This window comes from Mesorhizobium sp. LNJC394B00, from assembly GCF_000502555.1.
Lineage (GTDB): Bacteria > Pseudomonadota > Alphaproteobacteria > Rhizobiales > Rhizobiaceae > Mesorhizobium.
This window is the reverse complement of record NZ_AYWH01000002.1, coordinates 1,813,101-1,834,417: the sequence shown is the minus strand read 5'-3', so window position 1 is coordinate 1,834,417 and position 21,317 is coordinate 1,813,101. Positions and strand designations below refer to the sequence as shown.

Genomic DNA, 21,317 nt, shown 5'->3' with positions numbered 1-21,317 from the left:
TCAGGCCGTTTTGCCGTCGCCGAATTTTTCGATCGACCGCGCCAGCTCCGGATGGCTCAAGGCGAAATCCGCCAGCGGAATGCCGTCGACCGCCGCCTGCCAGGCTTGCTGCACGGCACGCACCCCGGCGCCCGGTCCATCCGGATGGCTGACGATGCCGCCGCCGCACAGATAGAGCAGATCGACCGTCCGGCCGGTCCGTTCATAGGTCTCGGGCGCTTGCCCGCCCCATTGGCCGGAGCCCGCCACAGGCAAGGCGCAATCCTCAGGGGCAAAAATCGGCGTCGTCACCGCCTTGAAGGACTCGACGAAAGACGCGTCCGGCTCCCAGTATTTCGATTGGATGCCGTTGATCTGGAACTGGTCGACGCCGAGCAGCCGCCAGAACTGTTGCCAGACCTTGAAGTTCATACCGAGGCCGGGATGGCGGGTGAGGATGTCCCAGCCGTTGCGATGAGCGTGAAGCACCAGGCTGGAGCGTTTTCTCAAGAAGGCCAGGCCACCGAAACCGACGGAGTTGATGTTGACCACCGCGCAATTTCCGCCGGCCTTGGCCACCAGATCGTGATTGCGCATCATCTCGTCCGGGTCGGCATGCGAGATGCCGAAGGCGTACATCACCTTCTTGCCGGTCCTCTGCTCGTGGTCGAGGATCAGCGGCATGATTGCCTTTACCCGCTCCGCCAGCGGCGAATAGGCTGGGCTCATCAGCTTCTCATCGTCCTTGATGAAATCGACACCGGCGGCGATCAGCTCGCCCACCATCGCGGCGGTCTCGGGGGGCCGCAGCCCCAGCGCCGGCTTGACGATGGTGCCGATGATCGGCCGATCCGTGACACCTGTCAGCCTGCGGCTGCCGGCGACGCCGAATTGCGGACCTGGATGCGCGCCGCGGAATTGCTCCGGCAGCTTCATGTCGACAACGCGAATGCCGGTTAGGCCCTTGATCGAATAGGCGCCGCCGATGGCAATGGTCATCAGAGCCGACAGGTCGTGGCCGATGGCATCGAATGGAAAGGCGATGTCGACATCCGCGCGCTTGAACGGCCCGTTACCGGCCTCGGGAATGGAGGGGCGAAGTGCGTCCGGCAGGTGCCGAATGGCCAGGACACGCGCGGCCACCCGGGCTTTCAGTTCCTCGGTCTCGCCGGGCAGCGCGACGAAGGTTCCAGTCGACTGGTCGCTGGCGATCTTGGCTGCCAGCGTCTCGATGCTGCCTGATGTCTCGATGCGGTAGGTGAGCGTGATCATGGTTCGTTGTCTGAGGCCGCAGGGGGTTCGAAAAGAGTTCCTTGATCGTCGGAATCTGGTATAATGAGTACATAAGCTTTGCAAGCAATATCCTGTCTGGCGGCTATGGGCGATCGGGGCGACAGCCATTCCGGGAACAGCTGCGGCAGTGCTAGATAGACACAGGTCAAGGGAGTGATTCGCGACGATGAACCGTTCGGAGCCGATCGTCCGGCGCAAACTTTCCGACGAAGTGTTTTTGCGGCTGAAGCGCCTGATCACCAGCGGAGAATTGACGCCGGGCGACGACATGCCGTCGGAGCGCGAGTTGATGGAGCGCTTCGAGGTCGGCCGTCCCGCGATCCGCGAGGCGATGCAGGCGCTGAGCAATATGGGCCTCGTCGCGATCTCGCATGGGGAACGCGCCAAGGTGCTGCAGCTGACCGCCAAGTCGATCATCAAGCAGGTCGACGGCGCAGCCAAGATCATCCTGTCGTCGTCGAAGGACACGCTGGAGCACCTGAAAACGGCGCGCATCTTCTTCGAGCGCGGCATGGTCAGGGAAGCCGCCGAAAATGCCACTGCCGAGGACGTTGAGCAGCTGCGGGCCACAATTGCCGAACAGCGTGGCTTTCGCGGCGATTCCGAGGCTTTCATTTCAGCCGACATGAAGTTTCACACCCAGATCGCGGCCATTTCAGGCAACCCGATCTATATCGCCGTCAGCGAGGCGATGCTCGGTTGGCTGAAGGAATATCACACCGAAATGCTGATCTGGACCGGCAAGGAACAGTTCACGCTGACCGAGCATGAAGAGATCATCGGCCGCATCGAGAAGAAGGATGCCGACGGCGCCGAGAAGGCGATGATCAAGCACCTCGAGCGCTCGCGCGCGCTTTATGTGATGAACTCCGGCAACTGATTTCAGCCGATCCGCGTGATCGCGTAAGGGGTCATCACCAGTTGGCCTCGGCCAAACGCTGAGATGTCGACCGTCACGTCGTCCGCCGTCAGGTTCGCCAGCCACGCCACGGTCTTGCCCGAAGCGGAGCGGCCGGCCAGCGCCAGCACCTTGGTCTCGTCGCTCGTTTTCGTCGCCACATACGTAAGGCCGGCCAGTTCGCAAAGCCCCTTGATGGCATCGAAGATCGGCCGAGGCGATCCTTCCGCGACGGGTTCGCCGGATGCTGCGAGCACGCCGAAAGGCCCGGCGAAGCCGGACAGCGTGAGCAGTTCCAGCCCGGCCGGCGCGACACGCGCGGCATAGCCGATCGCCCATGCGGCTGCGAACAGGCCGGCATGGCGAGGGTCGCGATCGGCCATGGCGATGCGCTGGCCCCCGGGATTGCCCTTGGTCGCGCCGCCATAGGGGTTCTGGCGCATGGCGATCGTCGATGGACCGATGCGGTAAGGCTTTTCCCCGAAGATCGCCCGCGCCGACGCGGTGATGAAGGGCAGCGCCTCCAGCGACTGCATGACGCTGAGATCGTCGGCGGCGTGCACGATCGGGCACGTGCAGTGGGTGACGAAATCGAGTTGGCCCGCCGGCACGCGCTTGCGGTTGAGCTCGGTGAAATAGCTGAACATGCCGCCGCCGAGCCGGATATCGGGAAAGGCGCGACGGGCCGCGGCATAGACGTCTTCGAGCGGCGGACAGTCCGGCCACGCGCTGCCCGGCGGTGTCGACTGCCGGTCAACCGAAGGCGAGACGGCAATGGCCGAAAGCTTCAACCCGGCTTGACGCACCATGTTGGCAACGCCTGACAGCTCGGCATCGAGGTCGCCCGCGCAGGCAACGACGCATTCCAGCGTCGTCTGCACCGGATAGGCGGCGGTGAGCCTTGCATAAGACTGCAATGCTTCGAGACCGTGGCCGCGCGTCGGATCGTAGTGGAAGACAAGTTGCTGCGGGCCGAGCTCGGTCAATGTCGAAAGATTTGCGAGCGCTGCTTCGACCTCATCCGGGTAGATGATCACGCCGAGATCCGGCAGCCTCTGCCCGGTCTCGCCGAGTTCGACGCTGACCGGTTCGGCGGCAGATGCTGCGGCCGGCATTCCCCCCTCGCCGGTGATGCGCAGGCTGACCGTCTGGCTTACAGTTTGGCCGGCCGGCAGCACATAGGGCCAAGGCAGCGCCAGTGGCCGCACATAGGTCTTGTAGGACGCGTCCGACCAGTTGCGCTGGTCCTCCATCTCGAAAGTGTCGCCCTCCATCCGGCATTCGGCAGTGATGCCCGGCCGGACCTCGTGGGTGATCGCGCGCAAATCCTTGAAAGGCTGCCAGGGATCGATCAACAGCGGCAGTTTCGTCGCCACCACGCTGCCGTCGGTATGCTCGACCGTGACCGGGCTGCCGGCGAGGCCGGCGATCGGATGCAGGACGCAAAAACCGCAGCGATTGGTCTCGAAATCGCTTTCAGGGACCGCGCTGACGTCGAACACTAGGTGACCGTTGGCGGAGCCCTTGATCGTAGCGCGAAAGTCGAGCCGGCTTCCGCCCGGTGCTAAGCAAGTTGCGGAGTAGCTGACGGAGAAGCTGTCGGCGTCCTGATCGACGGCAAGGTCCGTCAGCGCCGGTTCATAGGTGCCCCAGTCGCGGTCGCGCACGATGTAGGCGATGGCGCGCAACACTTCGATGCCACCGTAACGGATGGTGCGCAGGTTGCCGTTGACAAAGTCGGCGCTGAGCAGACCGGCATTCAGCCTGACCGGCTCCGCCTCGACGGCATGCGTACCGTAGAGGAGGAAGGCGTCGGCTGTCATGTCAGCAAGCCATCCAGGTGGACAGGTTCGTGGCTCGCGGCGCCCAGATAGGCCGCCTCGACCAGCGCGAATGTCTTGAGGTTGTCGGCGCCCGAGGTCGCCGGCTCGGTTCCCTTTGCCAGGCAGTCGACCCAGTGCTGCTGGATGGCGACGACGCTCTCCTGGATGTTGTGCCATGGGCGCGATGCCCAGGCGAGTAAGGGCGGCGAAACGTCGGTGATCTTCGTGCCGCTCCTGCCGGTGACGGTGAGCCGATATCCCTGCGCCAAGCGGATCGTGCCGTCGCTGCCGTCGATCTCGATCAGCGTTTCGGGAAACGGTTCGGTGGCGAGCTTCGTCGCGTAGCTACAGTCGACCACTGACGTCGCCCCGCTCTTGTGGTCCATCAGCATCGTCGCGACATCTTCGCCCGCGATGCCGGGGTTGATGCGCGCGGTTCGCGTCGTGATCGTCGACACGTCGCCCAGTAGAAAACGGGCGATGTCGAGACTGTGGATACCGAGATCCTCGATGATGAAGCGCTTTCCCTCGGCGAGATAGGGCTGGCCGGAAAACACGTCATAGGCAGAGCGGAAGGAGATGCGCCCGAAGAACGGCGTGCCGATCTCGCCGCTGTCGAGCACGGCACGCACCGCCTGGATCGCCGACTGCCAACGAAAATTCTCATGCACCATCAGCGGTACGCCGGCTTCCACGCAGGCCCTCACCATCGCCTTGGCGTCGGCAAGCGTCGGCGCGAACGGCTTTTGGCAAATCACCGGCACACGGTGCAGCGCCGCCATCTCGACCAGCGGACGATGGCTGGGAACGGTGGTGGCGATATCGACGAAGTCGAGGCTTTCGCTTGCAAACATCTCTGCCGCGTCGGTGTAGCGCTTCGCAATACCGAACTGGTCGCCGATGATGCGCAGCCGCTCCGGGTCGCGGTCGCAAATGGCGACCATCGCGGCGCCTTCAATGTCGCGCCAGGCATGCATCTGGTTGATGGCAAAGAAGCCGCAGCCGATGAGCCCTCCCCGCAACTCCGCCATGCTCAGCCTGCCTTTGCCATCTGCATCAGCGTCACCCGGCTCTGCAGCCGGCGCTGCGCTTGGTCGACGACGACGGCGACGATGATGACAAGGCCCTTGATCACCATCTGCCAGAAGGAACTCACGCCCATCATCACCAACCCGTCCGAAAGAATGCCGATGACGAAGGCGCCGACAATGGTGCCGCCGATCGTGCCGCGCCCACCCGACATCGAGGTGCCGCCGAGCACTGCCGCCGCGATGGCGTTGAGCTCGAAACTTTCGCCCGTTGCCGGGTGCGAGGCCATCAGTTCCGACGAGATGATCAGGCCGACGATCGCCGCGCAGAAGCCGGAGAACATGTAGACGAACATTTTCACCATGTTGACACGAACGCCCGAAATTCGCGACGCCCGCTCATTGCCGCCGACGGCGAAGATGTGGCGGCCGAGCGGCGTGTATTTGGCGAGATAGGCCGCAGCCAGCGCGACGACGATCAGGATCCAGATCGCCACAGGCAGGCCAAGCAGCCGCCCGGCGCCGAGGAAACCAAACCCGGTGGTGCCGAGCTCCGGCTTGCCGACCAGGTTGGGGAAGGTGCGGCCGTCCGACGACAGCAACGCCAGGCCGCGCGCGACATAGAGCACGCCGAGCGTGGCGATGAACGGCGCGACGTTCAGCCTGGTGATCAGCAGTCCGTTGACGGCGCCGATCAATATGCCGACCGCCAGCGTGATCAGCGCGATCTCGACGACGTTGAAATAGACGGTGTAGCCGAATTGCAGGTCGATGCCGTTCAGCACGAGGTAGCCGGCGACCATGCCACACAGGCCGACGATCGAGCCGACCGACAGGTCGATGCCGCCGGTGATGATGACGAAGGTCATGCCCATGGCGAGGAAGGCGTTCAGCGCCACATGTTTCGACATCAGGATCAGGTTGGCGGTCGACAGGAAATTCGGCGCCGCGATCGAAAAGAAGATCAAGACGGCGATCAGCGCGATGAACGTCCTCGCCTTCATCAGCGTCAGCAGCAGCGAGCCGCTCGAGACGGAGGAGACAGCCGCCTTGGCCGGGATGTCAGTCATGGGCGCTTTTCTCCGTGTGCGGGGTCGGTCCGTGGCCAAGTGCCGAGGCGGCGACAAGGGCTGCCTCCGTCGCCTCGGAGCGATCGAACATGCCCGTCAGTTTTCCATTGCTCATCACCGCGATGCGGTCGGACAGCGCCATCACCTCATCGAGATCCGAGGTGGCGAACAGAATGCCCAACCCGTCGCGCGACAGTTTGCGCATGGTGCGGAAGACGTCGGCCTTGGCGCCGACATCGATGCCGCGGCTGGGCTCATCCATCAGCAGCACCTTCGGCCCGGTGAGCAGCGCCTTGCCGATCACCACCTTTTGCTGGTTGCCGCCCGACAGCGACGACACCTCCTGCGCCGGGTGGGCGACCTTGATCGCCAGTTCCCGCACCATCTGCATCACCGCCTGCTTCTCGTGGCCGCCGCGGATGTGGAACAGGCGGACAAAGCGCGACAGGCTGGCCAGCGTCAGATTGCTGGCGACGGAGAGGATCGACACCAGCCCTTCGCGTTGGCGGTCTTCGGGGATCAGCGCCAGCCCGCGCCGGATACGCCGCGTCGTGTCGCGCTCCTTGACCTTTTTGCCGGCGATGAAGATCGCGCCGGTAGCCTGGCCATGGCGGCCCATGATGCAGTCGAACAGCTCGCTCCGCCCGGCGCCCATCAGGCCGTATATGCCGAGGATCTCGCCGGCGCGCAGCGACAGCGAGACGTGATCGACCGCCAGCCCGCCGGTGGCGCGCGGCAGGCAGATGTCCTCGGCGCGGAATATTTCTTCGCCGGGAACATGGCCGTCGGCCTTGGCGAAATCCTTGGCGTCGGAGCCGATCATCTGCCGCACGATCCACCGCGTGTCGACGTTTTTCATCTCTTCCTGGCCGGTGATGTGTCCATCGCGCAGCACCGTGATGTAGTCGCCAATGCGGATCAGCTCTTCCAGCCGGTGCGAGATGTAGACGATCGCCACGCCGCGCGCCTTGAGGTCGGCGATCACCTTGAACAGGATCTCGACTTCGGCCGCACTGAGCGCCGAGGTCGGCTCGTCCATGATCAGGATGCGCGCATCGAGCGAAACCGCCTTGGCGATCTCGACCAGCTGCTGCTGGCCGATGCGCAGATCCTCGACCAGCATGTCGGGCCTTATCCCGGCCTGCAGGCGTTCGAGAAATTGCGCCGCACGGCGCTCCTGCTCCTTGCGGTCGATCTTGCGGAACCGGTTGGTGATCTCGCGCGTGGCGAAGATGTTCTCGGCGACGGTCATATTGCCAAACAGGTTCAGCTCCTGGAACACCATGCCGATGCCGCGGTTCACCGCGTCGCCCGATGACGAGAAGGAGACCTCCTCCCCTTCCAGGAGGATCCGGCCGAGCGTCGGCTGTTCGACGCCGGCGATGATCTTCATCAGCGTCGATTTGCCGGCGCCGTTTTCGCCGACCAGCACATTGACGGCGCCCTTGCGCACCTCGAAATTCGCGCGCTTGACCGCGACGGTGCCGGAATAGACCTTGGAGACGTCCTCCAGCTTCAAGACGACATCGTGAGCAACCGCAGCGCTCATGGCTTCGGCCCGATTTCTGCCTCCGCCGGCGTCACCAGCGGCAGGTCCTGGCCGCTCTCGAGCGTATAGGCGCCGAGAACCTTGGCGGTCCGACCTTCCAGCGCGTCACGCGGCAGTTTGGCAAGCACGGCCTTGACGGCATAGGCGTTGAACGCCTTGCCCAACTGGGCAAAGTCGATCTGATTGGTAAAATCGTTGAACTGGATGAAATCGAGGCTGTCGCGCAGCGCGGTTCCGCGCATCGCCGGCCCGATCTGGACCCGCGCATCGGCCTTGCCGTCGCCGTCGACATCGACATCCATGGTCGCTGCCCGCGACTGCGTGTTGGCGGCGATGATCTTGCCCTCGACGCGAACCGCGAAGGTCCAGGGCGAATTCGCCTGCTTGTTCGGATTGCCATATTTGGCGCCGGCGGAAGCAGGATCGGTTTTCGCCAGAGCGTGGACTTGCGCAAACGGTCCGGCCTTTTTTTGGAGATATGGCACGACCTTCGCGGCCCAGATCTCCTCGACCATCTTGTCCGGATTGAAGGCGGCGGCGCTGCCGCTGTCCCCCGAGGGCGTCGGCAGGATCTTGCAGGCGGTCAGGCTGATGCCGACTGCAACGACAAGGATCGGCCAGTTCGGCTTGTTGTTCAGCATGATGGTTTGTTGTTCAGCATGGTGGTCGGCACCCACGGAAAATGGCGACGAGGGACGACCCTTGGGTCGCCCCTCGCTGTTCATGTCACGCCGGCTCAGTTGGTCAGCGCAAACGTTTCCAGCTTGGCAGCATTGTCACCATTGACCAAGACGCAGTCCATCAGCTGCTTTTCCTTGGCCGGCGACTTCTTGTTCTTGATGAAGTCGTTGGCCTGCTCGACCGCCATCTGCGCCTGCGCATAGGCCGGCTGCAGGACGGTTGCCTTGATGCCGCCCGCGGTGATGGAGTCGCGCACGTCGTTGGATCCGTCGAAGCCAACGACGATGACGTCCTTGCGGTTCGCCGCAACCAGCGCCGCATACGCGCCCATCGCCATGGTGTCGTTGCCGGAGATGACGCCCTTGATATCCGGGTTGGCCTGCAGGATCGATTCCATCTTGGAATAGGCTTCCGTCTGGCTCCAGTTGGCCGATTGCTGGGCGACCATCTTCAAATCCGGATAATCGTCGATGACGTCATGATAGCCCTTCGAGCGAATGCCGGCATTGGTGTCGGATTCCTTGCCGACCAGCTCGACGAAATTGCCCTTCTCGCCCATCAGCTTGACGAACTCCTGCGCGCCGAGCTGGGCGCCCTGGTAGTTGTTGGAGACGATCTGAGCCACGGCGACGCCGGTGGCGTTGATCTCGCGATCGATCAGGAACGACGGCACGCCCGCGTCCTTGGCCTTCTGCACGGCAGCGACAGTGGCGTCGGCGCCGGCATTGTCGAGGATGATCGCCTTGGCGCCGCGACCGATCGCCGTATCGATCAATTCGGATTGCTTGTTGGCGTCGTCATCATGGACGAGCACAAGCGCTTCGTAGCCGAGTTCCTTGGCCTTGGCTTCGGCGCCGACGGCTTCCGCCTTGAAGAACGGATTGTCGTGCGAGGGCGTGATGATGGCAATGAGGTCGGCCGCATAGGCGGGTACCGCCGTGCCAAGCGCCAGCATGCCGGCGAACGCCGCAAGTGTCATTCTGCGTGTGAGTTTCATGATGTCCTCCCGTTTGAAAAATTGCCTTGATAAATCAAGGCCTCTGCATTCGAATTCATCGCGCAACGCGGGCCGCCGATCGGTTCAGGCTGAATGCCGGTGCCGGCTTCCCAAACGATCGCTGCTCCCCCGCCGTCCCTCCACTCGCCCAGGCTTCGTACTTCCCGCGAACCCTTGCCCAAGCCATTAACAGCTAAGCCAACTGGTATGATGAGTCAATCACTAATTGAGGTGACATGTTCCCACTGAGCAAAACATCTGTTCGTCATGGCGGGTGTGTCGAGCCATCGAGGCGCTCCGGCAAGCGCCCGACTCGGCCTGTCTCAGGTAATGCGCCGAATGCTCGCGGCGATCTCTTCCGGCTCGAACACTCGCTTCCAGTCGTCGCGCATCAGCACCGGCTTGCCGAATTCGATCGCCTTGTTGCAGGCATCCGAGAATACGCCCTTGGTCTCGCCGAAAATCACGGCGCCGAGCACGTTCATGTGGCCGAGCAGGAAGTCGAGCGCCGCCTGTTGGTCGACGCCACGCGCGACGACCTCGTCGACGGCTTCCTTCATGACGACAAGCAGTGACGCGCACACCGTCTCCGATAGACCGGGCTCCAGCAGCGCCATCTGTTCGACAGTGACACGGTGCGAGCGCATGACCGGCGCCCAGATGATTTTCGCGACCGCCTCGCCCTTGGCGTAATCCGCTTCCGGTCCCTGCATCAGCGCGCTGACCATATGCTGCTTGGCCTTGACGCCGCCAAAATAGTCCTTCTTGGCCGCCATGTCGGTCTCGTCGTTGAAGATCGGCGGATGACAGGGATGGGTGACGAAATAGGTCAGGTCCGGCCGGTTGGGCAGATGGCCGGCAAAGGGTGCGGCCGCATCGAGCACTATCACCATTGTGCCCGGCGCCAGTTTGCTCTCGATATCAGCCGCCACCTTGCCGATATGCGTGTCGGGAACGGCCAGGATGACGATGTCCGCCCCGTCCAGCGCCGCATCGGCACTGACCGCGTCAAAGCCCAGTCCGGTCTTCAGCCGCTCGCGGCCGGCCTCGCTCACCTCGACATGGCGTACCGTGTAGAGCGATCCGCGAAAATTGGTCGACAGGCGGTAACCCATTTTGCCGCCGGCACCGAGTAGCGCAATCGTCGTCATGTAATCCCTACTCCCGATTCAAACGACGGCCGCGCCGATCGTCACGTTATCAACTGGTATGATCACCTTACCACGAATTGAGGAGTTGAACAGGGCTTTGATGAGCGGCTATGCAGTCGCCGTTTGGCTTCCGTCCGCACGATTTCCGCGGTGGCGGCCGAGAATTCAACCAAGCCAGAGCGCCGTTGCCTTTCCAGACGTTCGATGCCCGCGTTAGAAGCCTCCAGGTCCATTTTTGCGGGGGCTCGGTCGCGAGGTGACGGTGGGGGGCCACCAGCAAGGCGAAGCGCGTCCGCGCGGTCCGGTCGCGTTTTCGGGCCGTGAGTTCTCGCGGCGATTTGGCGAAGGGCTATAGAGAGCGTTTCGCCGGGGTTCCGGCGAGCCAAATCACTTCTAGTCGATCATGCCGACAATTATTTACCGGTAGCTTCCCGGGTCCTTGGCTTTCTCCGCCCGACAGCTGTCCGTGCGTTGCGCCGCCGTGCGGAAAGCGCCTTCATAAAACCTGATGGCTCTCTTGAATTTGGGGGGATTGGGCATCAGGTGTTTATCTTGCACATCGTACAAGATGTATATCGCCGTTATTTTGGATTTTCCGTCTGGAGTCAGCTGCAGCGCCGGGCATCGCGTCGTAACGGCGATGACGTTAGCTGACCATGTTACGACCAATTTCAACTGGGCGTCGGACAGCCCGGCCAGATAGTTGATGTTTTTTTGATAGGCAGGGTCGATGTGTTGTCGATTATCTTTTGCAGACGCAGCGGAAGACAGGACACCTACCACGCCGAGTATAATCAATATGCATTTCAAAAGCTGCCTCCCCCAATGTTATGGCCATCTCGACCACGGCATTGTCCGTCCCCACAAAGCAGGTTGAAACAAGTCAATTCGAAAAGCAATTGGGGTTCGCGACCTTATACGGATCACCGCACCTTCAGAACCCGGTTGCTCGCGGACGCCCTTCTTCAACCAAGTGAAACCGGTAGCGATCGCGTATGAACTCGTTGAAAAATTGCCCTTTCGAGAAGGCGGCGCGGAACGCCGCATAGGTCTCGGGCTCGACCTCTTCATAGTCGTAGCGGGCTCCGCTCGGGACGAACCAGACCGAGAGGATTTTCGTCGACGGGTCGTAGTGGGTGTTGCGAATGGCAGTGGACGGCATGTCGAAAATCCTGCTTCGTCCCCAAATCTTTCGCCCCAAATCCTGCTTCGAACATGCGTAATGCCGCAACGATGCGGAGGTTCCGTCAGGGAGGCGCACCACAACGCCGAAAATCTTGCCCGGGCCGCGAGGCTTCCTATCTCTCCGTCAGATGGCGCAGACGAAATCCAGCACAACAGCATATGCCAGCCAAGGCAATCTCTTCGGCGTGGCCGACGCGTTGCCGGAAGGATTTTCTTACCGGCCTAGCCTGATCACAACGGACGAAGAGGCGGAACTGGTCCGTCACCTCAATGAACTGTCCTTCAAGCCGTTCGATTTCCATGGCCATATTGCCAACCGGCTGGTCGCCGGCTTCGGCTGGCGCTACGACTACGACCGGCGACAGGTCGTCGAAGCGCCGCCCATCCCGAAATTCCTGCTGCCGCTTCGCGACAAGGTCGCGGATTTTGCCGGCAGGCAGGCCACGGAATTCGCCCAAGTGCTCATCAACGAGTATCGGCCGGGCGCGGGCATAGGTTGGCATCGCGACAAGCCGCATTTCGATCTCGTCGCCGGCGTCTCGCTGCTGGCGCCCTGCAGCTTTCGGCTGCGCCGCAAAAACGGCTCGAAATGGGATCGCGAGACGATCGAGGTCGAACCGAGGTCCCTCTATCTCATGGACGGTCCGGCGCGCCACGAGTGGGAGCACAGCATTCCGCCGGTCGCCGGGCACCGCTATTCGATCACGCTGCGCACTTTTAAATAGGCGATACTCCAAGCCACGCAGCAGCCGCTCTGGAAGGCCGAGCGCAGTTGTGCTTCGATTGCATATGAGCGTTGATCACAGCAAAATCCTGGCCATCCGCGTGGCGCTCTTCCTGTGGGCATGCCTGTCCTGCGTTCTGGCTCTGCAGTGGCTCGTCGACCTCGGCATGGTCGGCTTTCCCGACGGTTACATAACGCCCTATGCCCGAGCAACGAGCACGCTGTTGCATGTCCTTGTCTGGGCATGCCTGGCTCAAAGTCTCTACTTCGCTTGCCGAGCCTTGCTTGGCAAACGCTTCGAGCCTGCTCCTCACTTCCTGCAAATCCTGATCGCCGCCGCACTGACTGTCGTGCCGGCATTCATCGTAAAACACTGTCCGCGGTCTCAGGTATGCAGCAACATCTATGAAGCGCTCACGAATACGATGATGGACGACGGCACCGGCGGATGACGTTGTGTCTCCAGTAACTGACGAGAGTTAGAACTTTGGCGTCGCGCCGCGCGGTGGCGGTAAAACCTGGAGGAACCATGCGAAAGATCCTGGCATCGATGCTGCTGTTCGCGGCAGCGCTATCTGCAAACCCCGCTCGGGCGCTGGACAGTACCATCCCGCCGGTTGTCGTCACACCGCTTGCCGATCGCAGCCAGACGGCGTCCGGCCAGCCGATCGTGCTGCCGCAGAAAAATGTCCAGGTCCTGGTTTCAACCTATGACATTGCGGTCGGTGCCACTCTGCCGGTGCACAAGCACCCGTTTGCCCGCTACGCCTATGTCGAGGCCGGGACACTCAAAGTGACGAATGTCGAGACCGGCAACAGCAACACCTACAAGACGGGCGATTTCATCATCGAGATGATCGGCCAGTGGCACCAGGCCACCAACATCGGCGACGGCCCGGTCAAGCTGCTGGTCATCGACCAGGTCGAACAAGGCGCCAAGAACACGGTGCTGCGCCAGTAATTGCGGATCGGCCGGGTTGCCGGGCTGGCCCAAGCAGCGACTGGCTGTTCCGGCTTCCCCACCAACCGAGCCGATGCTAGGGCTGGCCGTCATGCAATCATAAAGGATCGCCCCTTGGTCGGAAATGCTCGCCCCCTGATCGAAATCTGCGTCGAAGGCATCGATGGACTGCTGGCTGCGCAGGCCGCCGGCGCCGACCGGGTCGAGCTCTGCGCCAGCCTGGTCGAAGGCGGCATCACGCCCAGCCTCGGCACGGTGCGCGCCGCACTCGAGAGCGCGACAATTCCCTTCCATGTCATCGTGCGGCCGCGCGGCGGCGATTTCCTCTACAGCGAGGCCGAATACAGCTCGATGCTCGCCGATGTCGCAGCGCTTCGTGACCTCGGCGTCGCCGGCGTCGTTGTCGGTTGCCTCGATGCCGACGGCACCATCGATGAAACCCGCATGGGCGCGCTGGTCCATGCCGCCGGTCCGCTCGCCGTCACCTGCCACCGCGCCTTCGACATGACCCGCGACCCGGCCGAGGCGCTGGAAGCGCTGATCCGCTGCAAGGTCGGCCGCGTGCTGACCAGCGGCCAGAGGGACACCGCGGTGGAAGGCGCCGGCCTGTTGGCGGATCTCGTCCGCCAGGCCGACGGCCGCATCATCATCCTCGGCTGCGGCGCGCTGGACCCCGAAAACATCGCCGGGGTGCTGGCATCAACCGGGCTGACGGAAATGCACTTCGCCGCGCTCAAGGATGTACCGAGCGCCATGGCCTACCGCAACCCGCAAGTCGGCATGGGCGGCGGCGATCTCGACCGCGAATACCGCACCACAGTCACCGATGGGGCGCTGGTTGCCGCGACGATTGCGGCGGCCAGAGCATGATGAGCGAAGCCGTGACTGGGCCGTCGCCGATCAGCCGTGTCTCGCCTCAGGACGAAGCGGCCATCCTCGCACTCAACAATGAGCACGCCGCCGAACTGTCATGGCTCGAGCTGGAACGGCTGTCCTTCCTGCTTGGCGAAGCGTTTTACGTCAGGCGCATCGGCACGCTCGAAGCCTTCATCATGACCTTCGACCAGAATGCGGCCTACGACAGCCCGAATTTCCTCTGGTTCCGCGAGCGCTATCCACGCTTCGTCTATGTCGACCGCGTCGTCGTCGCGGCGCAAGCGCGCGGCCGCGGCCATGCCCGCCGGCTCTACGAGGATCTGTTCGGGGAAGTCGCCCGCGCGGGCCACAGCATCGTCACCTGCGAGGTGAATGCCGAACCTCCCAATCCGGCTTCGGACGCCTTCCATGCCGCGCTTGGCTTCGCCGAGGTCGGCGACGCGGTGATCCATGGCGGCAAGAAGGCGGTGCGCTACTACCTCAAGGAGATCGCCGGCTGATGGGTCGCTGGCTGATGATCGGCAAGCAGATCGTCGCGGCAGCATAAGATTAGGAGTCCGTAGCCCTCACCAATTCCGGTTCAGCCAGGCCCGCGCGGGCTTCTCGACCAGATAGTAGCTGCATAGTGCACAGGCGAAGACAGCCGCCAGCATCGGGATCGGCGCACTGCCCTGCTCGGCGACGAATTTGTAGAAGGGCTGTTGCCAGAGATAGAGCGAGTACGACCATAGCCCGATCATCACCATCGGCCTGGATGAAAGCAGGCCGGTAAGATGCCAGTTGCTGGTGTCCAGCGTATTCACGGCAAGCGCCAGCAACGGCACCGCCAGTAGGTAATGGATCGGCGTCGGCACCGGATCGAGGAACAGCAATATAGCCGCCGCCGCCGACACGAGGCTGACATAGGGGCTCTTCAGGAATGCCGGCAGCCGATCATCGTGCTTGAGCAGGCAGATCGATGCCGACAGCAGGATCGAGGCGATATGCACATCGGTGCGCCAATAGCTGTGCTCGTAATCCATGCCGAGTACCCAGTACGAAATGGCGCCATTGGCCATCGCCAGCAGCGACAGCGTCACCAGCAGCCGAACGACATTACCCCGCCCGGTCACCACCACGCTGATCAGCGCCAGGATGATGTAGGCATGCTCTTCCACGCATAGCGACCAGATGTGGTCGAGCGCGCCGGCGCGGGTGATGAGAATTCCGGCATAGTTGTAGGTGAATGTCAGCGCGGTCAGCGCCGCCTTCCATTTGAAGGCGATAAAGGTGCCGGAGAGCCCGATCATGGCTGATATCACGAACACCAAAAGCGCGGGATAGATGCGCGAAAAGCGGCGCTTGAAGAATTTTTTCAGCGGGAAGCGTTCGATGAACAGTATCTCGCCCATCAGCCGGCCTGAGAGCACGAAGAAGAACTCGACGCCGAGCACGCCGAGATTGATCCCGGGAACGGGGAAGAAATGGCCGATCAGCACCAGTGCGATCGAAAGCCCGCGCCAGCCATCGAGATAGGCCAGTCTTGCTCTAGCTGCTTTGTCGGCTGTGGCCCGCGGCAGGGCAACAGACGCTGCGGAGATGTCGGCCATGCCCGTCCTTCGCACTCAAGAACCGATGCAGCGCGCATCGCTGCGCCACGGATTCGCCTCGTATTCCCGCCCGGTTTATATTGCAGTGCGGGATAACTTTGTGCAAGTGCGAAGCTTTGAGATTGGCGCGTGTTGGCGCCAACGTTTGTGATCGCAAAAAAGAAAGGGGCCGCAATGGCCCCTTCCCGTCTCGAATTGGCACTGTTCAACCGTTGGCGGCGTTCACCGCGCGCTTGGCCATCACGGCGATCAAATTGGCGCGGTATTCGGCCGAAGCGTGGAGGTCGGTCATCAAATTCTTCGCCGGCACTTTCACGCCGTCGAGCGCCGATGCGGCAAAATTCTTCGCCAGTGCTGCTTCGATCTCCTTCGAGCGGAACACACCGTCATCGCCGGCGCCGGTAACGGCAACGCTGACCCCGTCCTTGCCCTTTGCCACGAACACGCCGACGATCGCATAGCGCGAGGCCGGGTTGCGGAATTTTTCGTAAGCAGCCTTGGCCGGCGCGGTAAAACTCACCGCGGTGATGATCTCGCCTTCTTTCAGCGCCGTTTCGAACAGGCCGGTGAAGAATTTCGCGGCTGAAATCTCGCGCTTGTTGGTGACGATGGTGGCGCCCAGCGCCAAGAGCGCCGCCGGATAATCGGCGGCTGGGTCGTTGTTGGCGGCCGAGCCGCCGATCGTGCCCTTGTGGCGCACCGCCGGATCGCCAATCAGCGACGCAAGGTGCGCAAGCGCCGGACAGGCCTTCCGCAGCTTCTCGTCATTGGCGACGTCGTAATGGGTTGTGGCGGCGCCGATGGTGACGGTCTTGCCCGACACCTTGACGCCTTGCAGTTCCTTGATCCGCGACAGGTCGATCAGGTCGGAGGGTGCGGCGAGCCGCGTCTTCATCGCCGGGATCAGCGTCATGCCGCCTGACAAAAGCCTGGCGTCGCCGCTCTTCACCAGCTTGGCGGCGTCGGCGACCGAGGCGGCGCGGTGGTAGTTGACTGCGTACATGGGATCCTCCCCTGAAGTGGTTAGGCAGTAGTGAGTAGGGAGTAGGGAGTAGGGACGCTGTCATCTCCGGTAATGCCCATTCCCTACTCACTACTCCCTACTCACTCATTTCTTCGCCCTAATCGCCGCCCACACCGTCGACGGCGAGGCCGGCATGGCGATGTCCACAATCCCCAAAGCGTCGGTGATGGCGTTGATGACCGCCGGCGGCGAGCCGATGGCGCCGGCCTCGCCACAGCCCTTGATGCCGAGCGGATTGCTCGGACACGGCGTGTTCGAGGTCGACACCTTGAATGACGGCAAGTCGTCCGCGCGCGGCATGGTGTAGTCCATGTAGCTCGCCGTCAGCAGCTGCCCACTATCGTCATAGTGCGCGCCTTCCAGCAGCGCCTGGCCGATACCCTGGGCGATGCCGCCATGCACCTGACCCTCGACGATCATCGGGTTGATGATGTTGCCGAAATCGTCCGCCGCGACGAACTGGACGATCTCGGTCGTGCCGGTTTCCGGATCGATCTCGACCTCGCAGATGTAGCAGCCCGCCGGGAAAGTGAAGTTCGCCGGATCGTAGAAGGCTGTTTCCTTCAGTCCCGGCTCCATGCCTGCCGGCAGATTGTGAGCGGTGTAGGCGGCAAGCGCCACCTGGAACCAGGGCAGGCTCTTGTCGGTGCCGGCAACCTTGACCTCGCCATTCTCGATGACGATGTCGCCCTCGTCGGCCTCGAGCAGATGGGCGGCGATTTTCTTGGCCTTGGCCTCGACCTTGTCGAGCGCCTTGGCAATTGCCGACATGCCGACCGCGCCCGAGCGCGAGCCGTAGGTGCCCATACCCATCTGCACCTTGTCGGTATCTCCATGGACGATCGACACCGAGTCGAGCGGCACGCCGAAGCGCTGGGTGACCAGTTGCGCGAAGGTCGTCTCATGGCCCTGGCCGTGGCTGTGCGAGCCGGTCAGCACCTCGATCGTGCCGACGGCATTGACCCGCACCTCGGCCGATTCCCACAGACCGACGCCGGCGCCGAGCGAACCGACCGCCGCCGACGGCGCGATGCCGCAGGCCTCGATATAGCAGCTCATGCCGATGCCGCGCAGCCTGCCCTGGCTGGCGGCCGCCGCTTTGCGCTTGGCGAAGCCGGCATAGTCGGACGCCTGTGTCGCCGCATCGAGTGAAGCTCCATAGTCGCCGGCGTCATAGTTCATGATGACCGGCGTCTGATGCGGAAACTCGGTGATGAAATTGGCGCGCCGAAGCTCCGCCGGAGACACGCCGAGTTCGCGTGCGGCGGTCTCCATTGTGCGTTCGAGCAAATAGGTCGCTTCCGGCCGCCCTGCCCCACGATAGGCATCGACGGGTGCCGTGTTGGTGTAGACGGTGCGCACATTGGCGTGGATCGTCGGGATGTTGTACTGGCCCGACAGCAGCGTCGCGTAGAGATAGGTCGGCACGCAAGACGAGAACAGCGACATGTAGGCGCCGAGATTGGCGATGGTGTCGACTTTGAAGCCGGTGATCTTGTTGTTCTTGTCGAACGCCATTTCGACCGTCGAGACATGGTCGCGGCCATGTGCGTCGGTGAGAAAGCTTTCGGTACGGTCGGCAACCCATTTGACCGGCACGCCGGTCTTCTTCGACGCCCACAGGCAGACGATCTCTTCGGGATAGATGTAGATCTTCGAGCCGAAGCCGCCGCCGACATCGGGCGCAATGACGCGCAGCTTGTTTTCCGGCGCGACATTGTAGAAGGCGCTCATCACTAGCCGCGCGACATGCGGGTTCTGCGACGTCGTCCAGCAGGTAAAATGGTCCTCGGCCTTGTCGTAATGGCCAAGCGCAGCGCGCGGCTCCATGGCGTTGGGAACCAGCCGGTTGTTGACGATCTTCATGCGGGTGACATGGGCCGCCGCCTGGATCGCCGCGTCGGTCGCCTTGGCATCGCCGATCTCCCAGTCGAAGATAAGATTGTCCTCGGCTTCGGCATGGACCTGCGGCGCACCTTTTTGCAGCGCCTTAGTGGCATCGACCACCGCCTTCAATTCCTTGTAGGTGATCTCGACCGCTTCGGCCGCGTCGCGGGCCTGGCCCTTGGTTTCCGCCACCACGATGACGACCGCGTCGCCGACATAGCGCACCTTGTCGACGGCCAGCGGCGACCACGCGCCCATCTTCATCGGCGAGCCGTCCTTGGAATGGATCATCCAGCCGCAGATCAGGTTGCCGATGCCGTCGGCCTTGAGCTCCTTGCCGGTCAAGACGCCGATGACGCCGGGCATCGCCTGCGCTCGTCTGACGTCGATCTTCTTGATCTGAGCATGCGCGTGCGGGCTGCGCACGAAAGCGGCATGCTTCATGCCGGAAACCACCATGTCGTCGACATAGCGGCCGGCGCCGGTGATGAAGCGTTTGTCTTCCTTGCGCACGACCCGAGCGCCGATGCCTTCAATGCCCATAGGAATTCCTCCGGAATAGCGAATAGTGAGTGGCGAATAGTGATTAGTGAGTAGGGAATTGTGCTCGGAGCGGTTCGGCTAAACCGACTACTCGCTACTCCCTATTCGCTACTCGCTTCTTTCTTACGCTGCCTGTTTCGCCCTGCCCTTCGGCACCTTCGCCATAGTCTGCGATGCGGCGAGGATCGCCTTGACGATGTTGTGGTAGCCGGTGCAGCGGCAGATGTTGCCTTCGAGCTCGGCGCGCACCGTCGCCTCATCGAGGCCTTCGGGATGGCGCGCGACCATGTCGGTCGCGGTCATGATCATGCCCGGCGTGCAGAAGCCACATTGCAGCCCATGATGTTCCTTGAACGCGGCCTGCATCGGATGCAGGTCGCCGCCATTGGCAAGCCCTTCGATCGTCACCACGGTCGACCCGGAGGCCTGCACGGCCAGCATCGAACAGGACTTCACCGCCTTGCCGTCGACATGCACGACGCAGGCGCCGCATTGAGAGGTGTCACAACCGACATGCGTTCCGGTGAGACCAAGATTTTCGCGCAGGAAATGAACCAGAAGCGTTCGGTCCTCGGCAGCGCCGCTGATCCGTTTTCCGTTCACGACAAACGAAACGTCCGACATGCATCCTCCCTGGGTATGACCTTGGTAGTCATGCTGCCGATGCGGCTTTGGCGCTCGGCCATGCGCTATTGGTACACTGCACAAAGCGCAAAAAACACACGGCGCTCATTGTACTTTCGGTCATGGAGAAAACGAAAATCATGGGCCTGTCCGCCCCATTGCCAAAGAGCGAATAGGGGGCAACAATGCCCTCGACGCCAGCGCGCCGAGAGACATAAAACGGGCGCGCGCAGGAAGCGTCGGAGGATATCGGGAGGAAGCCTCTGGCCAGTTCACGGACGAGCTATGCATCCGGTCTGTCGGCGCTCACCACCGACGAGCCCGACGCCGATGCATTCGCCCTGGCGGTCGCCGTCGAGGCCGCAGCCATCGATGCCGGCTTTGCCCTGCTGTTCTTCTCCCAGAGCCTGTTTGACGCGAGCGTCCTTTCGCAAGGGCTGAAGACCCACGCGCCGACGCTGGCCTACGCCGCCTGCTCGACCGCCGGCGAGATTACCCCCCAGGGCCTGGAGGAAGGCCATGTGCTGGCGCTGCTCTTTCCCTCCGCGTCGTTTTCGGCGGTCAGCACCATGGTCGACAATCTCTCCTCGTCGGGCATGGACAGGATCACTGATGAAGTCGAGGCCCTGCGGCGCCTACTGCGCGGGCGCCTCGGCTGTTGCCATACCAAAAGCACCTTCGCGCTCTGCTTCATCGACGGCCTGTCCTTTGCCGAGGAAGCGGTGACCTCGGCCATCCATTGGGGGCTGGACGACATCCCGCTGCTCGGCGGTTCGGCGGGCGACGACCTCAAATTCGAAACCACCAGTCTGATTTCGAACGGCAAGGTGGCGTCAGACAGCGCCATCATCGTGTTGATTGCTACCGAAATTCCCTTCCACGTCTTCAAGACCGACAATTTCATCCCCACCGACGAAAAGCTGGTGGTGACGGCATCCGACCCGGACCACCGCACCGTGCGCGAGTTCAACGCCACCAATGCGGCCGAGGAATATGCAGCCTCGGTCGGCATCGTTGCGCAGAACCTGACGCCGCTGAGCTTCGCCTCTCACCCCGTTGTGGTGAAGGTGGGCGGCGAATACTACTGCCGCTCGATCCAGAAGATGCATCCCGACGGCTCGCTGTCGTTCTTCTGCGCCATCGACGACGGCGTCGTGCTGTCCATCGCCCAGCCCAAGGACATGGTGGAATCGACGCGCGCCGCACTGCGCGACGTCGAGGAGCGGCTCGGCGGCATCGACATGATCCTCGGCTTCGATTGCGTGCTGCGCCGGCTCGACGCCCGCAACCGCCAGGTGTTCCGCGACATTTCGGAGCTTTACCGGGTCAACAATGTCATCGGCTTCGGCACCTATGGCGAACAGTATCGTTCGATGCACCTCAACCAGACTTTCACCGGCATCGCCTTCGGCGAATGCCAGGCGGCGGAATAGCC

General features: G+C 62.6%; 21 protein-coding genes. 7 read left to right on the top strand and 14 right to left on the bottom strand.

Annotated features, from left to right (window positions below; genetic code table 11):
* Complete coding sequence (oiaX, locus tag X751_RS151065; protein ID WP_023744761.1) at window positions 1-1,251, bottom strand: 3-oxo-isoapionate-4-phosphate decarboxylase OiaX; 1,251 nt, start codon at window positions 1,249-1,251, stop codon at window positions 1-3.
* A gap of 187 nt (window positions 1,252-1,438) precedes the next feature.
* Between oiaX and X751_RS151070 the strand changes: the two genes are divergently transcribed.
* The gene (locus tag X751_RS151070; protein WP_023672607.1) at window positions 1,439-2,152 is read left to right on the top strand and encodes a transcriptional regulator NanR; all 714 of its coding nucleotides are present in this window, start codon (window positions 1,439-1,441) and stop codon (window positions 2,150-2,152) included.
* Window positions 2,153-2,154: 2 nt separating this feature from the next.
* Here X751_RS151070 and X751_RS151075 read toward each other — a convergent pair whose 3' ends face one another.
* The 9 genes from X751_RS151075 to X751_RS151115 all read right to left on the bottom strand — a co-directional run bounded on the left by X751_RS151075 (window position 2,155) and on the right by X751_RS151115 (window position 11,631).
* On the bottom strand, window positions 2,155-3,993 hold the full coding sequence (locus tag X751_RS151075; RefSeq protein ID WP_023744760.1) for a hypothetical protein: 1,839 nt from the start codon (window positions 3,991-3,993) through the stop codon (window positions 2,155-2,157).
* Complete coding sequence (locus X751_RS151080) at window positions 3,990-5,024, bottom strand: Gfo/Idh/MocA family oxidoreductase (protein ID WP_023744759.1); 1,035 nt, start codon at window positions 5,022-5,024, stop codon at window positions 3,990-3,992. The genes X751_RS151075 and X751_RS151080 overlap by 4 nt, the downstream gene beginning before the upstream one ends.
* Before the next feature lie 2 nt (window positions 5,025-5,026).
* The gene (locus tag X751_RS151085; RefSeq protein WP_023688190.1) at window positions 5,027-6,091 is read right to left on the bottom strand and encodes an ABC transporter permease; all 1,065 of its coding nucleotides are present in this window, start codon (window positions 6,089-6,091) and stop codon (window positions 5,027-5,029) included.
* Entirely contained in the window at window positions 6,084-7,640 is a 1,557-nt protein-coding gene (locus tag X751_RS151090; protein WP_023744758.1) for a sugar ABC transporter ATP-binding protein, read from the bottom strand. The genes X751_RS151085 and X751_RS151090 overlap by 8 nt, the downstream gene beginning before the upstream one ends.
* A complete protein-coding gene (locus tag X751_RS151095; RefSeq protein ID WP_023744757.1) occupies window positions 7,637-8,281 on the bottom strand; it encodes a DUF2291 family protein in 645 nt (214 codons plus the stop codon). Before X751_RS151095 ends, X751_RS151090 begins: the two co-directional genes overlap by 4 nt.
* Before the next feature lie 95 nt (window positions 8,282-8,376).
* Window positions 8,377-9,318, bottom strand: a complete 942-nt coding sequence (locus tag X751_RS151100) for a D-ribose ABC transporter substrate-binding protein (RefSeq protein WP_023681704.1) — start codon at window positions 9,316-9,318, stop codon at window positions 8,377-8,379.
* 323 nt (window positions 9,319-9,641) lie between these two features.
* Entirely contained in the window at window positions 9,642-10,469 is an 828-nt protein-coding gene (locus X751_RS151105) for a phosphogluconate dehydrogenase C-terminal domain-containing protein (RefSeq protein WP_023706030.1), read from the bottom strand.
* Window positions 10,470-10,886: 417 nt separating this feature from the next.
* Window positions 10,887-11,267 carry a hypothetical protein gene (locus X751_RS151110; protein ID WP_023805419.1) on the bottom strand — a complete coding sequence of 127 codons (381 nt, stop codon included), beginning with the start codon at window positions 11,265-11,267 and terminating at the stop codon, window positions 10,887-10,889.
* 136 nt (window positions 11,268-11,403) lie between these two features.
* Window positions 11,404-11,631 (bottom strand): KTSC domain-containing protein, encoded by a 228-nt coding sequence (locus X751_RS151115; RefSeq protein ID WP_023744756.1) that lies wholly within the window; start codon window positions 11,629-11,631, stop codon window positions 11,404-11,406.
* A gap of 151 nt (window positions 11,632-11,782) precedes the next feature.
* On the opposite strand from X751_RS151115, the gene X751_RS151120 reads away from it, so the two are divergent.
* The 5 genes from X751_RS151120 (at window position 11,783) to X751_RS151140 (ending at window position 14,715) form a co-directional block, all read left to right on the top strand.
* Window positions 11,783-12,379, top strand: a complete 597-nt coding sequence (locus X751_RS151120) for an alpha-ketoglutarate-dependent dioxygenase AlkB (RefSeq protein ID WP_023744755.1) — start codon at window positions 11,783-11,785, stop codon at window positions 12,377-12,379.
* Between the two features lie 64 nt (window positions 12,380-12,443).
* On the top strand, window positions 12,444-12,830 hold the full coding sequence (locus X751_RS151125) for a hypothetical protein (RefSeq protein ID WP_050592362.1): 387 nt from the start codon (window positions 12,444-12,446) through the stop codon (window positions 12,828-12,830).
* A 77-nt stretch (window positions 12,831-12,907) separates the two neighbouring features.
* Complete coding sequence (locus X751_RS151130) at window positions 12,908-13,339, top strand: cupin domain-containing protein (RefSeq protein ID WP_023681708.1); 432 nt, start codon at window positions 12,908-12,910, stop codon at window positions 13,337-13,339.
* Window positions 13,340-13,453: 114 nt separating this feature from the next.
* Window positions 13,454-14,209, top strand: a complete 756-nt coding sequence (locus X751_RS151135; RefSeq protein WP_023697648.1) for a copper homeostasis protein CutC — start codon at window positions 13,454-13,456, stop codon at window positions 14,207-14,209.
* Window positions 14,209-14,715 (top strand): GNAT family N-acetyltransferase, encoded by a 507-nt coding sequence (locus X751_RS151140; protein ID WP_023697649.1) that lies wholly within the window; start codon window positions 14,209-14,211, stop codon window positions 14,713-14,715. The genes X751_RS151135 and X751_RS151140 overlap by 1 nt, the downstream gene beginning before the upstream one ends.
* A gap of 66 nt (window positions 14,716-14,781) precedes the next feature.
* Here X751_RS151140 and X751_RS151145 read toward each other — a convergent pair whose 3' ends face one another.
* From X751_RS151145 to X751_RS151160, 4 genes are all read right to left on the bottom strand, one after another.
* The gene (locus X751_RS151145) at window positions 14,782-15,804 is read right to left on the bottom strand and encodes an acyltransferase (protein ID WP_023688179.1); all 1,023 of its coding nucleotides are present in this window, start codon (window positions 15,802-15,804) and stop codon (window positions 14,782-14,784) included.
* 205 nt (window positions 15,805-16,009) lie between these two features.
* Window positions 16,010-16,807 carry a xanthine dehydrogenase family protein subunit M gene (locus X751_RS151150; protein WP_023697650.1) on the bottom strand — a complete coding sequence of 266 codons (798 nt, stop codon included), beginning with the start codon at window positions 16,805-16,807 and terminating at the stop codon, window positions 16,010-16,012.
* 105 nt (window positions 16,808-16,912) lie between these two features.
* Window positions 16,913-19,258, bottom strand: a complete 2,346-nt coding sequence (locus tag X751_RS151155; RefSeq protein ID WP_023707866.1) for a xanthine dehydrogenase family protein molybdopterin-binding subunit — start codon at window positions 19,256-19,258, stop codon at window positions 16,913-16,915.
* 123 nt (window positions 19,259-19,381) lie between these two features.
* Complete coding sequence (locus X751_RS151160) at window positions 19,382-19,882, bottom strand: (2Fe-2S)-binding protein (protein WP_023706035.1); 501 nt, start codon at window positions 19,880-19,882, stop codon at window positions 19,382-19,384.
* Between the two features lie 248 nt (window positions 19,883-20,130).
* Between X751_RS151160 and X751_RS151165 the strand changes: the two genes are divergently transcribed.
* A complete protein-coding gene (locus X751_RS151165; RefSeq protein WP_348524582.1) occupies window positions 20,131-21,315 on the top strand; it encodes an FIST signal transduction protein in 1,185 nt (394 codons plus the stop codon).
* The last annotated feature ends 2 nt before the right edge of the window (window positions 21,316-21,317 follow it).

Bases quoted from the DNA above. Each gene is read 5' to 3' on its own strand.
- X751_RS151105 (WP_023706030.1), bottom strand. From the start codon at position 10,469: ATGACGACGATTGCGCTACTCGGTGCCGGCGGCAAAATGGGTTACCGC.
- X751_RS151155 (WP_023707866.1), bottom strand. From the start codon at position 19,258: ATGGGCATTGAAGGCATCGGCGCTCGGGTCGTGCGCAAGGAAGACAAA.
- X751_RS151070 (WP_023672607.1), top strand. From the start codon at position 1,439: ATGAACCGTTCGGAGCCGATCGTCCGGCGCAAACTTTCCGACGAAGTG.
- X751_RS151115 (WP_023744756.1), bottom strand. From the start codon at position 11,631: ATGCCGTCCACTGCCATTCGCAACACCCACTACGACCCGTCGACGAAA.
- X751_RS151145 (WP_023688179.1), bottom strand. From the start codon at position 15,804: ATGGCCGACATCTCCGCAGCGTCTGTTGCCCTGCCGCGGGCCACAGCC.
- X751_RS151090 (WP_023744758.1), bottom strand. From the start codon at position 7,640: ATGAGCGCTGCGGTTGCTCACGATGTCGTCTTGAAGCTGGAGGACGTC.
- X751_RS151100 (WP_023681704.1), bottom strand. From the start codon at position 9,318: ATGAAACTCACACGCAGAATGACACTTGCGGCGTTCGCCGGCATGCTG.
- X751_RS151125 (WP_050592362.1), top strand. From the start codon at position 12,444: ATGAGCGTTGATCACAGCAAAATCCTGGCCATCCGCGTGGCGCTCTTC.
- X751_RS151085 (WP_023688190.1), bottom strand. From the start codon at position 6,091: ATGACTGACATCCCGGCCAAGGCGGCTGTCTCCTCCGTCTCGAGCGGC.
- X751_RS151080 (WP_023744759.1), bottom strand. From the start codon at position 5,024: ATGGCGGAGTTGCGGGGAGGGCTCATCGGCTGCGGCTTCTTTGCCATC.
- X751_RS151130 (WP_023681708.1), top strand. From the start codon at position 12,908: ATGCGAAAGATCCTGGCATCGATGCTGCTGTTCGCGGCAGCGCTATCT.
- X751_RS151150 (WP_023697650.1), bottom strand. From the start codon at position 16,807: ATGTACGCAGTCAACTACCACCGCGCCGCCTCGGTCGCCGACGCCGCC.
- oiaX (WP_023744761.1), bottom strand. From the start codon at position 1,251: ATGATCACGCTCACCTACCGCATCGAGACATCAGGCAGCATCGAGACG.
- X751_RS151120 (WP_023744755.1), top strand. From the start codon at position 11,783: ATGGCGCAGACGAAATCCAGCACAACAGCATATGCCAGCCAAGGCAAT.
- X751_RS151075 (WP_023744760.1), bottom strand. From the start codon at position 3,993: ATGACAGCCGACGCCTTCCTCCTCTACGGTACGCATGCCGTCGAGGCG.
- X751_RS151140 (WP_023697649.1), top strand. From the start codon at position 14,209: ATGAGCGAAGCCGTGACTGGGCCGTCGCCGATCAGCCGTGTCTCGCCT.
- X751_RS151160 (WP_023706035.1), bottom strand. From the start codon at position 19,882: ATGTCGGACGTTTCGTTTGTCGTGAACGGAAAACGGATCAGCGGCGCT.
- X751_RS151095 (WP_023744757.1), bottom strand. From the start codon at position 8,281: ATGCTGAACAACAAGCCGAACTGGCCGATCCTTGTCGTTGCAGTCGGC.